At 69.1% G+C, this 13162-nt stretch carries 13 protein-coding genes and 1 pseudogene; 8 read left to right on the top strand and 6 right to left on the bottom strand.

The genetic code is table 11. The features are described from left to right. A pseudogene (locus tag RTW82_RS31280) lies at positions 1–143 on the top strand (IS1595 family transposase); the annotation flags it as partial. Here RTW82_RS31280 and RTW82_RS31275 read toward each other — a convergent pair. From RTW82_RS31275 to RTW82_RS31265, 3 genes are read right to left on the bottom strand one after another with little or no spacing between them, the layout of a single operon-like run. After that, positions 76–1503, bottom strand: a complete 1428-nt coding sequence (locus RTW82_RS31275; protein ID WP_316927532.1) for an LLM class flavin-dependent oxidoreductase — start codon at positions 1501–1503, stop codon at positions 76–78. The pseudogene RTW82_RS31280 and the gene RTW82_RS31275 sit on opposite strands and share 68 nt — an antisense overlap. Continuing rightward, the gene (locus RTW82_RS31270) at positions 1503–2711 is read right to left on the bottom strand and encodes an SfnB family sulfur acquisition oxidoreductase (protein WP_316927531.1); all 1209 of its coding nucleotides are present in this window, start codon (positions 2709–2711) and stop codon (positions 1503–1505) included. Before RTW82_RS31270 ends, RTW82_RS31275 begins: the two co-directional genes overlap by 1 nt. Before the next feature lie 10 nt (positions 2712–2721). After that, positions 2722–3957 (bottom strand): SfnB family sulfur acquisition oxidoreductase, encoded by a 1236-nt coding sequence (locus tag RTW82_RS31265; protein ID WP_316927530.1) that lies wholly within the window; start codon positions 3955–3957, stop codon positions 2722–2724. Positions 3958–4692: 735 nt separating this feature from the next. On the opposite strand from RTW82_RS31265, the gene RTW82_RS31260 reads away from it, so the two are divergent. Genes RTW82_RS31260 through ssuE form a run of 5 tightly spaced genes read left to right on the top strand, consistent with a single transcriptional unit; the run spans position 4693 to position 9021 of the window. Then, positions 4693–6036 (top strand): MFS transporter, encoded by a 1344-nt coding sequence (locus RTW82_RS31260; RefSeq protein WP_316927529.1) that lies wholly within the window; start codon positions 4693–4695, stop codon positions 6034–6036. Between the two features lies 1 nt (position 6037). Further along, positions 6038–6805: an ABC transporter permease gene (locus RTW82_RS31255; protein ID WP_316927528.1), complete on the top strand. Its 768-nt coding sequence runs from the start codon at positions 6038–6040 to the stop codon at positions 6803–6805. Positions 6806–6814: 9 nt separating this feature from the next. After that, complete coding sequence (locus RTW82_RS31250) at positions 6815–7585, top strand: ABC transporter permease (RefSeq protein WP_316927527.1); 771 nt, start codon at positions 6815–6817, stop codon at positions 7583–7585. 16 nt (positions 7586–7601) lie between these two features. Continuing rightward, the gene (locus tag RTW82_RS31245; RefSeq protein WP_316927526.1) at positions 7602–8423 is read left to right on the top strand and encodes an ABC transporter ATP-binding protein; all 822 of its coding nucleotides are present in this window, start codon (positions 7602–7604) and stop codon (positions 8421–8423) included. Positions 8424–8433: 10 nt separating this feature from the next. Beyond that, complete coding sequence (ssuE, locus tag RTW82_RS31240; protein ID WP_316927525.1) at positions 8434–9021, top strand: NADPH-dependent FMN reductase; 588 nt, start codon at positions 8434–8436, stop codon at positions 9019–9021. Between the two features lie 9 nt (positions 9022–9030). Here ssuE and RTW82_RS31235 read toward each other — a convergent pair whose 3' ends face one another. Then, complete coding sequence (locus tag RTW82_RS31235) at positions 9031–9912, bottom strand: LysR substrate-binding domain-containing protein (RefSeq protein WP_316927524.1); 882 nt, start codon at positions 9910–9912, stop codon at positions 9031–9033. Between the two features lie 87 nt (positions 9913–9999). Here RTW82_RS31235 and RTW82_RS31230 point away from each other — a divergent pair, with 87 nt between their 5' ends. Continuing rightward, positions 10000–10710 carry a CTP synthase gene (locus RTW82_RS31230; protein WP_316927523.1) on the top strand — a complete coding sequence of 237 codons (711 nt, stop codon included), beginning with the start codon at positions 10000–10002 and terminating at the stop codon, positions 10708–10710. Then, on the top strand, positions 10707–11066 hold the full coding sequence (locus tag RTW82_RS31225) for an antibiotic biosynthesis monooxygenase family protein (protein WP_271660615.1): 360 nt from the start codon (positions 10707–10709) through the stop codon (positions 11064–11066). The genes RTW82_RS31230 and RTW82_RS31225 overlap by 4 nt, the downstream gene beginning before the upstream one ends. Here the strand turns inward: RTW82_RS31225 and RTW82_RS31220 are convergent. Further along, positions 11033–11662, bottom strand: coding sequence for a tRNA-uridine aminocarboxypropyltransferase (locus RTW82_RS31220; protein ID WP_316927522.1), 630 nt, complete (start codon positions 11660–11662; stop codon positions 11033–11035). The two genes, RTW82_RS31225 and RTW82_RS31220, sit on opposite strands and share 34 nt — an antisense overlap. A 425-nt stretch (positions 11663–12087) precedes the next feature. After that, positions 12088–13119, bottom strand: a complete 1032-nt coding sequence (locus tag RTW82_RS31215; protein ID WP_410478885.1) for a methyl-accepting chemotaxis protein — start codon at positions 13117–13119, stop codon at positions 12088–12090. Between the last annotated feature and the right edge of the window lie 43 nt (positions 13120–13162).

Raw genomic sequence — 13162 nt, 5'->3', positions numbered from 1 at the left:
TCAACGGTGTCGCGACCAAGTACCTGGAGAACTACCTGGGCTGGCGACGCCTGCTCGAGCGTTATGGAAATGATCTCAACCCGTTGATTTGTATGAAGGAATCGCTCGGCGGCTATCCAGTGCAACAGCTAACGCAGACATAGCCAATGAATTCGCCCCAACATGGGTGCCCCTATGGTCCGCCGGCAGGTGGTTACCCGCGCCGAACAGCTTGTGGCGCAGGGTGCCTTCGGCATACGCGGTCTTGTAGGCGCCGCGGGCCTGCAGCTCGGGGATCACCAGGTCGATGAAGTCGGCGTAGCTCTCGGGGGTGACGATGCGGGTGAGGTTGAAGCCGTCGAGCCCGGTCTCGTCGATCCAGGCCAGCAGCTCGTCGGCCACCTGGGTCGGCGAGCCCACCAGGAGGATGTAGCGGCCGCCCAGGGCGTGCTGCTCCAGGAGCTGGCGGCGGGTCAGGCTGTTCTCCCGCAGCTTGTTGGTGGCCGATTCGATGGCATTGGTCTTCACCGGGCGGATGGGCTCGTCCAGGCCGTACTCGGCGAAGTCGATGCCGGTGGAACTGGCGAAATGGGCGACACCCGCCTCGGCGCTGGCATAGGCCAGGTACTCGGCGTGCTTGGCGCGGGCCTCGGCCTCGGTGGGCGCGACGATCACGCTGATGCCCATGAACACCTTCACCGCCTGTGGATCGCGGCCGGCGGCCTGGGCGGCAGCGCGCACCTTGTCCACCTGGGCGCGGGTGGCCTCGCGGTTGTTGCCGCTGATGAACACGCACTCGGCATGCTCGCCGGCGAAGCGCAGGCCGCGCGCCGAGGAGCCGGCCTGGAACAGCACCGGCGTGCGCTGCGGCGAGGGCTCGCAGAGGTGGTAGCCCTCGACGTCGTAGAACTCGCCGTGGTGGTGGACCTTGTGCACCTTCTCCGGCTGGGCGTAGAGGCGCCGCTGGCGGTCGCCGAGCACCGCGCCCTCCTCCCAGCTGCCCTGCCAGAGCTTGTAGAGCACCTCCAGGTACTCGTCGGCCTGGTCATAGCGGCGGTCGTGCTCCACCTGCTGGGTCAGGCCCATGGCCCGCGCCGCGCTTTCCAGGTAGCCGGTGACGATGTTCCAGCCCACGCGGCCGTCGCTTAGATGGTCCAGCGTGCTCATGCGCCGGGCGAACAGGTAGGGCGCGTCGTAGCTGAGGTTGGCGGTGAGGCCGAAGCCCAGGTGGCGGGTCACCCCGGCCATGGCGGAAACCAGCAGCAGCGGGTCGTTGACCGGCAGCTGGATGCTCTCCTTGAGGGTCAGGTCGACGTTGCCCTGGTAGACGTCGTAGACGCCGACGATGTCCGCCAGGAACAGCCCGTCGAACAGCCCGCGCTCCAGCAGCTGCGCCAGCTCCGTCCAGTAGGCCAGCGTGCGGTAGTCACTGGAGCGGTCGCGCGGGTGGGTCCAGAGGCCGTGGTTGATGTGCCCCACGCAGTTCATGTTGAAGGCGTTGAGGAGGATCTGCTTGCGCGCCATCAGATCGTCCCCCGTCGTGGTGGCAGTACCTCGTTGAGGTAGTAGTTGCCCACCGCGTGGTACTTCCAGCGCACCGGGTCGTGCAGGGTGTGCACCCGAGCGTTGCGCCAGTGGCGGTCGAGGTTGTGCTCGGCCAGGGTGGCGCGGGTGCCGGCCAGCTCCAGCAGCTTGCTGCCGGCGTTGAGCGACACCTCGGTGGTCAGCGCGCGGGCCTCGGCGACGGCGATGGAGGCAGCGGCGACGCTCTCCACCGTGGGCTCCGCCGTGGCGGCGTCGAGGATGCGCCCGGCGCGATCGAGGATGGCCTCGGCCGCGTGCAGGCGGATGGCCAGGCGGCCGAATTCGTGGATCGCCAGCGGGTCGTCGCTGGCCTTGTCCACCCCGGCGTCGATCCAGGGCCGCGAGCGGGTGCGCACGAACGCCAGGGCGTCTTCATAGGCCTCGCGGGCGATGCCGGCGTCGATGGCGGCGTGGAGGATCTGGGCGAAGGGGCCGACCGTGGTCGGGCGCTCGAAGGCGGCCTGGAACGACACCACGTCCTCCGCCGCCACCGGCACGTCGTCGAAGATCGCGGTGCCGCTGCCGGTGGTGCGCTGGCCGAAGCCGGACCAGTCGTCGACGATCTCCAGCCCCGGTGCATTGCGCTCGACGAAGGCGAAGTGCTGGTGGCCGTCCTCGCCTATGGCCAGGGTCGGCACGCGCTGGGCATAGAGCGCACCGGTGCAGTAGAACTTGCGGCCCTGGATGCGGAAATCATCACCGTCGCCGACCAGCCTGGTGGTGCGGTCGTTGGAAGTGCGCGTGCCGATTTCCGCCAGGGCGTTGCCGAAGCGCTCGCCGGCCAGGGCGGCGGCGAACAGGCGCCGTTGCTGGGCCTCGCTGCCGTTCACCCGCAGCACTTCGAGGGCGTAGAAATGGTTCTGCGGGATCTGCCCGATGGAGCTGTCGGCAGCGCAGATGATCGCCACCACGCGGGCCAGGGTGACGCGGGACACCCCGGCACCACCGAACTCGCGGGGCACGGTGATGCCCCACAGGCCGGAGCGGCTGAAGGTGTCGAGTTCGGCATGGGGCAGGCGCCGCTCGCGGTCGCGCTCGGCGGCGCCGCTGCGGAATGCCTCGGCCAGTTGCCGGGCCACGGCCAGGGCCTCGGCGTCGTCGCGGATGATGGCCACCGCCGGGCCCTGTTGCGGTTGCAGGAGGGTCATGGGCGCTGCCTCATATCCAGGAGTGACGCGCCGGGAAGGCGCCATTGAGGTGGTAGTTGCCGACGGCGTGGACCTTCCAGCGCACCGGGTCGTGCAGGGTGTGCACCCGGGCGTTGCGCCAGTGGCGGTCGAGGTTGAACTCGGCGAGGGTGGCGCGGCTGCCGGCCAGCTCGAACAGCTTCTCGCTGGCCAGCAGGCTGATCTCGGTGGTCAGCACCTTGGCCTCGGCGACGGCGATGGAGGCGCGGGCGGCGGCTGCGGCGTCGATGGGCGCGGCGGCGATCTCGTCGAGTACCCGCCCGGCGCGTTCCAGCAGCGCGTTGGCGGCGTTCAGCTCGACCTTCAGGCGGCCGATCTCGGCAATGGTGTAGAGCTCTTCGCTGGCGCGCTCGACGCCGGCGTCGACCCAGGGCCGCGAGCGCTCGCGGATGAAGGCGATGGCGTCGTCGATGGCGGCCTCGGCGATGCCGGCATCGATGGCCGCCTGGATCAGCTGCGACAGCGCACCCTGGATGCTCGGCACCTCGGCCAGGCGGCCGTTGTGGAACACCAGGTCGTCGGCCACGGGGGCGCGGTCCAGCAGCACGGTGCCGCTGGCGGTGGTGCGCTGGCCGAAGCCGGACCAGTCGTCGAGTATCGCCAGCCCCGGCACCCCGCGCTCCACCAGGGAGAGCACGCCGACACCGCTGTCGTCGATGGCCTTGACCGCCACCCAGTGGGCGAACAGCGCGCCGGTGGAATAGAACTTCTCGCCGCTCACATCGAGGCCGGCGTCGCCGCGGGTGATGCGCGCCTTGATCTCCAGGGTGTGCTTGGTGTTGCGCTCGGGCCCGGCGTTGGCCAGGCGGCGCCCTTCGAGGATGCCGGCGAAGACCTTGCGCTTCTGCGCCTCGCTGCCGACGTACTCGATGACGCTGAGCAGGCCGAACTGGTTCTGCGGGATCTGTCCCAGCGCCGGGTCGGCCGCGCAGATGATGCGGAACACCTCGGCGAGGGTGACGTAGGACACCTCGGCGCCGCCATAGGCGCGCGGGATGCGGATGCCACCCAGGCCGAGCCGGGTGAAAAGTTCCAGCTCGCGCCAGGGCAGCAGGCGTTCGCGGTCACGGTGTGCAGCCCCTTCCTTGGCCAGCTTCGCCACTTCGTGGGCGGCGAGCAGGGCCTGGGCATCGTTCTCGATCAGCGCCGCCGGGAGTAGCGGCGGCGCTTCATCACGAAGAACCTTGGGTTCGGTTTCGTTAGTCATGGTGTGGCCTTGGGCAATGTGCGTTTTCAGGCTTCCCTAACCCGGGATCCCGGGCACGAAGGAGGCGGAGGCAAGCAAGGCGGGAGAGGTGGAAGCGCGAAGGGGAAAACCAGCTTCTCCGTCAGCGCTGTTGGATCGCGAACACCCGCGACCTTGCTTGCAAGGAGACAAAGCACAAGCCGTGCCTGATTTTTATTTCCTTTGAATTCAATTAGATAGAGTTTTTGTCCAACACTTCATGGCGGCTGGGGCAGGCAATCTGTTGGTCAGGTGTTGCTGGAGCAACAGCTGCCCGCAGGAGATGCAGGCGACACAGAACCGATGTAGGGGCGACTTCAGTCGCCCAAGGGCAACGGAGTTGCCCCGACAGGAAAACCCTCCCATTCCTGAGCCTTGCGATGGCACGCCCGTAGGGTGGATGACGCTTTTTTCATCCACCAGCGGTGCCCGGCATGACACCGATTGGTGGACCGATAGAGCGTGGTCCACCCTACATTTCGGGCGAGTCCGAGGGTGGCTGGTGGCACCGCATCGCGAATGAATTCGCTCCTACACAGTTCCCCCATAGACCGCGCCACTCCCGACAAACACACCCTGTCGCCCCACTGCTGCCCCAGCAACACCCTGCAAGCACCGGGCTGCTGGCCTTGCAGCACGGCATCCGCAATCGCGCCGCCAATCAAAATAAATCCCTTTTAATTCAATAGTTTGAATTGAAATCAAAAAGCGGCACGCATGCTGCTATGTCACCTGGCCCATGCGGTCGATGCGCCTTGCGCTACCGACTGCCAGCTGTTCGCCCAGGACTCCACCCATGCAGCCGATACCTGTTCCACCCTCGCCCTTCACGGCATCGTTCCCGCCATGCGGGGCGCGACCATGAGCCAGCGCCCGTCCGCCTTCCTGTTCAATTTCCTGCTGCTGGCCGCCTTCAGTGGCGCCACCATCGGCATGGCGAAGATCGTTACCACCCTCTATGCGCTGGAGCTGGGTGCCAACTCCATGCAGATCGGCGTGATCGCCGCCATGGAGTCCCTGGGGATGATCTTCGTCACCCTGCCCGCCGGCTTCGTCATCGCCCGCTTCGGCGCGCGGCGGGTGTACTTCCTCGCCAGCCTCGGGCCGATGCTGCTGAACCTGCTGATCCCGGTGTTCGCCAGTTGGTGGTGGCTGGCGTTGGCGCGGCTGCTGATCGGCCTGTGCATCCCCTTCCGCATCGTTTCGATGAACAGCGCCTTCCTCCGCCAGCTGCGCCATATCGGCCACGCCAAGGCCGGCTGGTACCGCGGCGCGCTGACCCTGGGCATGGGGCTGATCGGCCCGCTGCTGGGCAATGCCCTGAGCGGCACCGGCAGCTTCACCCTGGGCTTCGTGGTGATCGGCCTGTGCTTCGGCGCCATGGCCGCGTACAGCCTGGGCTTCTGGAACGAGGACGGCGGCGACGAGAGCGCCGCCAGCGCACCCAGTGGCGGGCTGCTGGACGAGGTGCGCGGCATGCTGGCCAACCCGGCGATCAGCGAGAGCTGCCTGATCGAGGCGGTCAGCGCGTCCACCGGCTCGCTCTACGGCACCTTCATCCTGCTGCTGGCCATGCAGGTGGCCGGGCTGACCCAGGGCCAGGCGGTGAGCCTGGTGATGATCCAGGGGCTGGCCTCGGTGCTCGCCCTGTTCGGCCTCGGCCGCCTGGTGCAGCTCGGCGGCCGCGCCTTCGCCTATGGCTCCAGCCTGCTGGCGGCGGTGGCGGCCCTGGCCCTGCTGGGCCTGGCCCACCACTACTGGCTGCTGGCCCTGGGCGCGGTGCTGCTGAGCATCGCCGCGGCGCAGGTGCACCTGGTGAACATGGCGCAGCTGGCCAGCCACGCCATGGACAAGAGCAAGATCTCCGGCCTGTTCAACCTCGCCACCATGCTCGGCGGCTTCGGCGGCGCCATGCTCGGCGGGCTGGTCAGCCACCTGGTGGGGCTCGGCAACCTGTTCCTCAGCTGGATTCCCCTGGTGCTGGCAACCGCCCTCGCCTGCTGGTTGCGCGCCCGGCGCCGCACGCCGGCCAACGCCCCCTCGCTGTTGAATGAGGCCTGACATGACCACGCCCCTGAAACGCCTGCCGGGTGCGCTCACTTGGCTGATCTCGCCCCTGGCGCTGCTCGCGCTCTGGGCCCTGGTGGCCGACGCCGGCCTGTTCCCGCGCCAGTTGCTGATCCCGCCGCTGCACGTGCTGCAGGCCTTCGAAGAACTGCTGCAGAGCGGCGAGCTGCAGGAGCACCTGGGCGGCAGCCTGTCGCGCCTGGGCCTGGGCTTCTGCTTCGGCGCCGTCGGCGGCCTGGCCTTCGGCGTGCTGATGGCGCTGTCGAAACAGGTGGAGGCCTATTGCGGCCCGCTGTTCCACTGCCTGCGGCAGATCCCCAGCATCGCCCTGATCCCGATGTTCGTGCTGTTCTTCGGCATCGAGGAGACCTTCAAGATCGTCATCGTCGCCAAGGCGGCGTTCTTCCCCGTGGCCCTGGCCGCCAGCGAGGGGGTGAAGGCCATCCCGCGCAGCTACTTCGAAGTGGCGGACGTGTACCGCCTGCGCTGGCCGACCCTGGTGCGCGAGGTGGCCTTCCCCGCCGCCGCGCCGCCGATCATCACCGGCCTGCGCATCAGCCTGACCCGCGCCTGGGTGGTGCTGGTGGCCGCCGAGCTGCTGGCGGCCGACAGCGGCCTGGGGCAGATGATCGAGATGGGCCGGCAGATGCTGCGCATCGACGTGGTGATGGTCGGCGTGCTGGTCACCGGGGTGATCGGCTTCAGCCTCGATTTCGTTTTCCGCCTGCTGGAACGCCGCCTGTTCCGCTGGCAGTCGCGCTAGGAGCCCGTCATGTCCCGAATCCTTTCATTGCTGCCGCGCCTGCGTGGCCTGGTGCTGCCGCTGCTGCTGGTGGCCGGCTGGGAAGCCCTGTCGCGCCAGGACGCCGCCAACGCCTACGCCTTCGTCCCGCTGAGCCGCATCGGCCAGGCGCTGGTGGAGCTGCTGGGCAACGGCGAGCTGCTGGTCAACCTCTTCGCCAGCCTTGCACGCACCAGCGGCGGGCTGCTGTTCGGCGTGCTGTTCGGCCTGGGCCTGGGCGTGCTGATGGCGCTGTCGAAGGTGGCCGACCGGGTCATCGGCCCGCTGTTCCACTCCATCCGCCAGGTGCCGATGCTGGGCTGGATCCCGCTGATCGCCATGTGGTTCGGCAACGGCGAATTCTCCAAGGTGCTGATCGTTTCCCTGGCCGCCTTCTACCCCATGGTGCTCAACACCTATGAAGGCTTCACCCAGGTGGAGAAGCGCTACCGCGAGTTGGGTCGGGTCTTCGAGCTGGGCCCGTTGCAGCAGTTCCGCCATGTGCTGCTGCCGGCCGCCCTGCCGAGCATCGCCACCGGCCTGCTGCACGCCCTGGCCTTCGCCTGGGTGACGGCGGTGGGCAGCGAGCTGTTCCTCTCCTCCGGGGCCGGCCTGGGCAACCTGATGATGAGCGCCGAGGCTGGCTCGCGCATGGAAGTGATCGTCCTCGCGGTGCTCTGCATCGGCCTGCTCGGCTACCTGATGAACCTCACCTTTTCCCGCCTGGCGCGCTATCTGCTGCGCTGGCGCAACACCCGTTGAACGCAGGTTGATGACCATGACAGCACTCGCACAGCACGCCCCCACGGGGCAGCAACAGACCCTGCCCGGCGCCCTGGAGATCCGCGGCCTGAGCAAGCGGTACCGCATCGAGGGCCGCGACCTGCCGGTGCTCGAAGGCATCGACCTGAAGGTCGCCCCCGGCGAGTTCGTCAGCATCGTCGGCGCCAGCGGCTGCGGCAAATCCACCCTGCTGCGGCTGATCGTCGGCCTGGAGAACGACTACCAGGGCGAGATCCTCCTCGACGGCCAGCGCATCGCCGCCACCAGCCTGGAGCGCGGCATCGTGTTCCAGGACCACCGCCTGTTCCCCTGGATGACCGTGCGCGAGAACATCGCCCTGGCCCTGAAGAACCACCGCCTCAGCGCCGCCGAGAAGGAGCGCCTGGTGGCCGAGCACATCGCCCTGGTCAACCTACAGGGCTTCGAGAACGCCTGGCCGCACCAGCTTTCCGGCGGCATGGCGCAACGCGCGGCCATCGCCCGGGCGCTGGTGAACAAGCCGAAGATCCTGCTGCTGGATGAACCCCTGGGCGCCCTCGACGCGCTGACCCGCGTGCACCTGCAGCGCGAGCTGCAGCGCATCTGGATCCAGCAGCGCAGCACCATGATCATGGTCACCCACGACGTGGAGGAAGCGCTCTACCTGGGCGACCGGGTGATCGTTCTCGACTCGCACCCGGGGCGCATCAAGCACGAGATCCGGGTCGACCTGCCGCACCCGCGCGACCGTGCCTCGCCGCTGCTGCAGACGCTCAAGGAGGAGCTGCTCACCGAGCTGACCGGCCACGACACCCCCACCGCCGGCCAGGCGGCCTGAGGAGCGCAGCATGCGGATCGTCACCCTCGCCGGCAGCCCCGGCCTGCGCTCACGCTCCGGCGTGATCCTCGCCCACGGCCAGCGCTGGCTGGTGGAGCACGGCGCCAGCGTGCGCCATTTCGGCATCCACGACTTCAAGGCCGAGGACCTGCTCCACGCGCGCTTCGACAGCCCCGATGTACAGGCACTGATCGAGGCGGTGGCCGGCGCCGATGCGCTGGTGATCGCCACGCCGGTGTACAAGGCGTCCTTCTCCGGCGCACTGAAGACCCTGCTCGACCTGCTGCCGGAGCGCGCCCTGTGCGACAAGCCGGTGCTGCCCATCGCCAGCGGCGGCAGCCTGGCCCACATGCTCGCGGTGGATTACGCGCTCAAGCCGGTGCTCTCGGCCCTCAAGGCGCAGCAGGTGTTGCACGGCATCTTCGCCGTCGATGCCCAGGTCACCTATGACGAGCAGGGGGGAGCCCTGGCCGACGATCTGCGCCAGCGCCTGGGGGACGGCCTGCAGCAGTTGCTGGAAATCCTCCAGCGTCGCCCCGCACGGCTGCAGCCGCACCAGTTGGGGGACAGCCTGCGGCTGTCGCAATGGGGTATCTGAACCCGGCCTTCAGGTACCCAGGCGGATGACGCCACCCAGCTCGTCGAACAGCGTCACCACCGAGCGCAGGGCGCGGCAGTCCGGACGGGTCAGCAGCCACAGGGCGGTGTCGCAATCCGGCAGTTCGCCCTCCAGCGCCTGCAGCCCGTCGCCGATGAGGAAGCGTGGCAGGGCCGCCACGCCGAGCCCGGCACGGGCCATTTCGGCGACCGAGAGCATGCTGTTGCAGCGGTACGCCGGCACCAGCGCCGGGTAGCGCTGGCGGCGCCAGACCACGCTGGGGTGGTTGGGCAGGAATTCGTCCGGGGCGATCCAGGCCATGGCGGCCAGGTCGCTGGCGTCGCGCCCTTGCAGGTAGGCCGGGCTGGCGCACAGGCCGTAGGCGACCTGGCCCAGGCAGCGGCCGACCAGGTGTTGCGGCGGCGCATTGGTCAGGCGCAGGGCGATGTCGGCATCGCGGCGCCTAAGGTTGGCGAAGTCGTTGGAGGTGGCCAGCTCCAGGTGCAACGCCGGGTAGTTGGGCATGAAGCGCGCCAGGGCCGGCAGCAGCAGGCCGTGCAACACCGAGTCGGTGCAGGTCAGGCGCACCGTGCCGTTGAGCACCTCGCGGCCCTGCTCCAGGGCTACCCTCGCCGTCTCCAGGGCCTGCTCGGCCTGTTCCGCCTGCTGGGCCAGGAGCAGCGCGGTGCTGCCGGGCAGGTAGCCGGCGCGGCTCTTCTCGAACAGTTCCTCGCCCAGGGCCTTCTCCAGCTTGCGCACCGCGCGGAACACCGTGGAGACGTCCACCTTGAGCAGCTCGGCGGCGCGCGCCAGGCTGCCGCCCCGGACCAGGGCGAGCACCAGGGCCAGGTCGCCGTGCTCCAGTCGATAGTGCGCAGCTGCAATGATCAATTGTGTTTTCGCCAATATTGAGTGCCAGGACGCAACTATATAGTCCGTCTGCCACCGCGCATATCGCGTCGCAGACAAGGAACGGACATGGCTTCCACCCTCCCCCGCGCCACCCACCTGCGCATCGCCCTGATCGGCGACCGCAACCCCGAAATCACCGCCCACCAGGCCATTCCCGAGGCGCTGTCCCTGGCCGCTTCGGCGCTGGACATCGGCCTGGCGCCCACCTGGCTGGCCACCGATGCCCTCGATACGGCCACCCTCGCCGGTTTCGACGGCCTCTGGTGCGTGCCGGGCAGCCCCTACCGCGACACCGAAGCAGCGCTGCGTGCCATCGGCCATGCCCGGCTCGAGGGCGTGCCCTTCCTCGGCACCTGCGGCGGCTTCCAGCATGCGTTGCTGGAGTACGCGCGCAATGTGCTGGGCTGGGCCGATGCCGAGCACGGCGAGAGCGCACCCGACGCCGCCCGCCAAGTGATCGCGCCGCTGTCGTGCTCGCTGGTGGAAGCCATCGATTCGGTGCGCCTGGAACCCGGCTCGCGCATCGCCCGGGCCTATGGTGCGGAGCTGGCCTTCGAGGGCTACCACTGCCGCTACGGGCTCAACCCGCAGTGCGCCGCGGCACTGCTGGGCGGGCCGCTGAAAGCCAGCGCGCGGGACGCCAGCGGCGAGGTGCGTGCCGTGGAGCTGGAAGGCCATCCCTTCTTCGTCGCCACGCTGTTCCAGCCGGAGCGCGCCGCCCTCGCCGGTCGCCTGCCCGCGCTGGTGGCGGCCTTCGTCGCGGCCTGCGCCCAATGAGCGGCGGCGACGGGCAGGCGTTCGCCCAGACGCCGGCGGCGCCCTACTACGCGGTGATCTTCACCTCGCTGCGCACCGCCACGGATGACGGCTACGGCGACACGGCCGAGCGCATGGTGGACCTGGCGCGCGAGCAGCCGGGCTTCCTCGGCGTGGAGTCGGCGCGGGGCGCGGATGGGCTGGGCATCACGGTGTCCTACTGGGAGAGCGAGGCGGCGATCCTCGCCTGGAAGCGCCAGGGCGAACACAGCCTGGCGCGGGCACGGGGCCGGGCGGATTGGTACAGCGCCTTCGAGGTGCGCATCGCCCGAGTGGAGCGCGCCTACGGCTTCTCCCGCGCGGGGGAACCGGCCTGAGGCTGGCCGTGGTTGCGCTGGAAGGTCTCCTCGCCCATGGCGGCGATCTGGCCTTCGATCAACGCTTCGAAGGGCTTGAGCAGGGCATCGAAACGGGCCGGTGCTTCCAGCAGGTCCAGCGCCTGGGCGATGGCCTCGACGGTGGACAGCGCCCCCGGCGCCGGAGCCTTGCGCAGGCGGTAGCGGGAGACGCCGCCGGCCGGCAGCGTGACCCGGGGCAAGGCCGCCAGGGCGGGATTGAGGTGCAGCAGCTTGCGCGCCTTGCGCCAGGTGCCGTCGGGCACCACCAGCAGCACGGGGCGCCCGGCGCTGCCGTCCAGCTCCGCCAGAGACACGGCCTCGTCCCCCGGGAACAGCAGCCGCGCGTCATGGCGCGGGTCGGCCAGTTCGGCCGCCAGCTCAGGGAAATGCTCACCCACCCGCAGCTCGGCGTTCTCCAGACCCAGCGCCGCCAGCCGTGCGGTGTTCAGCGCATGCCCCACCTCGCTCGGGTGCTGCAGGACGAGCACGCGGGTACGGCTGGGCAGGCTGGGGATCAGCGGGCACAGGCAATGGCTGGCGGGGCGTTGGCAGCGGGGGCATTGGGGGCGGGACATGGGCGGGGATTTTGCCATGGATGCCGAGCACGGCGTGGGCCCTTTTCGCGAATGAATTCGCGCCCACAAGATCGCGAAGGGCATGAGCGCTGCGTAGGGTGGAGGTCGCTTTTTACCTCCACCGGGCGGCGTCGAGCGCGGCACGTTGTGGTGCCTGGAGCTCCGCATCGATGTTCGTGCCACGCGCAGCCGCGGCGGTGGGCTGAAGTCCACCCGATGTGCTCGCCGGTCTGGAGTGCGAGAAGGGTGGCTCCGATTGGTGGATGAAAAGAGCGCCATCCACCCTACGCCGGCCCCATCGTCGGGGCGGCTGTGGAGCTTCGCGAGCAGAGCTCGCTCCCACCGGCGGCGTGTCGGGAAAGTGGGGCATCCCTGCCCCGGGAACCGCGCCCTCCTGCGTGGTTCCGCCCGCCCATGCTCGGTCGCTAGCGGTTGAAGCGTTCCGCCAGGCTGTGCAGGTACTCGGCCATGTGCTCGAGGTCCTGGCTGATCTGCGCGCCTTCCTGGGCCTGGCCGGCGCTGTGGTCGGAGAGCTGGGCGATGCGGGTGATCTGCCGGCTGATGTCGTCGGCCACGTGGCTCTGTTGTTCGGAGGCGGCGGCCATCTGCTGGCTCATGCCGGTGATGCGCGTCACCGCCTGGCTGATGCCATCGAGCGCCTTGCCGACAGCCTCGACGCTGCCGACGCTGTCACGGGAGATTTCCTCGCCCCGGTTGGCGGTAGCCACCGCGCGGTCGGCACCGGAGCGCAGGGAGGCGATGATCTGGTGGATCTGCTCGGTGGACTGGCGGGTGCGCGAGGCCAGCGAGCGCACCTCGTCGGCCACCACCGCGAAGCCCCGGCCCTGCTCGCCTGCCCGGGCCGCTTCGATGGCGGCGTTGAGCGCCAGCAGGTTGGTCTGCTCGGCGATGGAGGTGATGACGTCGGCCACGCTGCCGATGGACTGGGTGGAGTTGGCCAGCTCGTTCACCGCCTGGCCGATCTCGCTCACCGCACTGGCCATGTGCTGCATGGCGCTCAGGCTATCCCCGGCCAGGCCGCGCCCCTGCTGCGCCAGGCGGTCGGCCTCCTCGGCGGCATGGGCGGTGTTCTGCACGTTGTGCGAGACCTCCTGGATGGTCGCCGCCATCTGGTTGATGGCGGTGGCGGACTGATCGGTCTCGGAGCGCTGCTGCTCCAGCAACTCGGCGCTGGAGCGTGACAGCCGGGAGGAGTCCGAGGCCCGTAGCTTGACGTTGATGCCGGCATCCTCCAGCCGCGTGAGGGCCGTCTGCAGGCGCGCTTCTTCGCTGATCATGGCCATGTCGAGCAGCGCCTGCGCACCCTTGTTGCTGGAATAGGTCAGCGATACCAGGCCGCTGGTGAAGGCCTTGGGATGCTCGGCCAGGGTGTGGCGGATGGTCTGCCGCTTGCTGTAGAGCTGGTAGGAGCCGAGGGCGAACATGGTCACCAGCATCAGGCCCACGAGCGCCGGACCGCCAATGAGCAAGTGACCGCCG

This window comes from Pseudomonas sp. zfem005, assembly GCF_032621735.1.
Taxonomy (GTDB): Bacteria; Pseudomonadota; Gammaproteobacteria; order Pseudomonadales; family Pseudomonadaceae; genus Metapseudomonas; species Metapseudomonas solani.
Note: the sequence above shows the minus strand (reverse complement) of the source record. Positions and strands in the feature narration are given on the sequence as shown.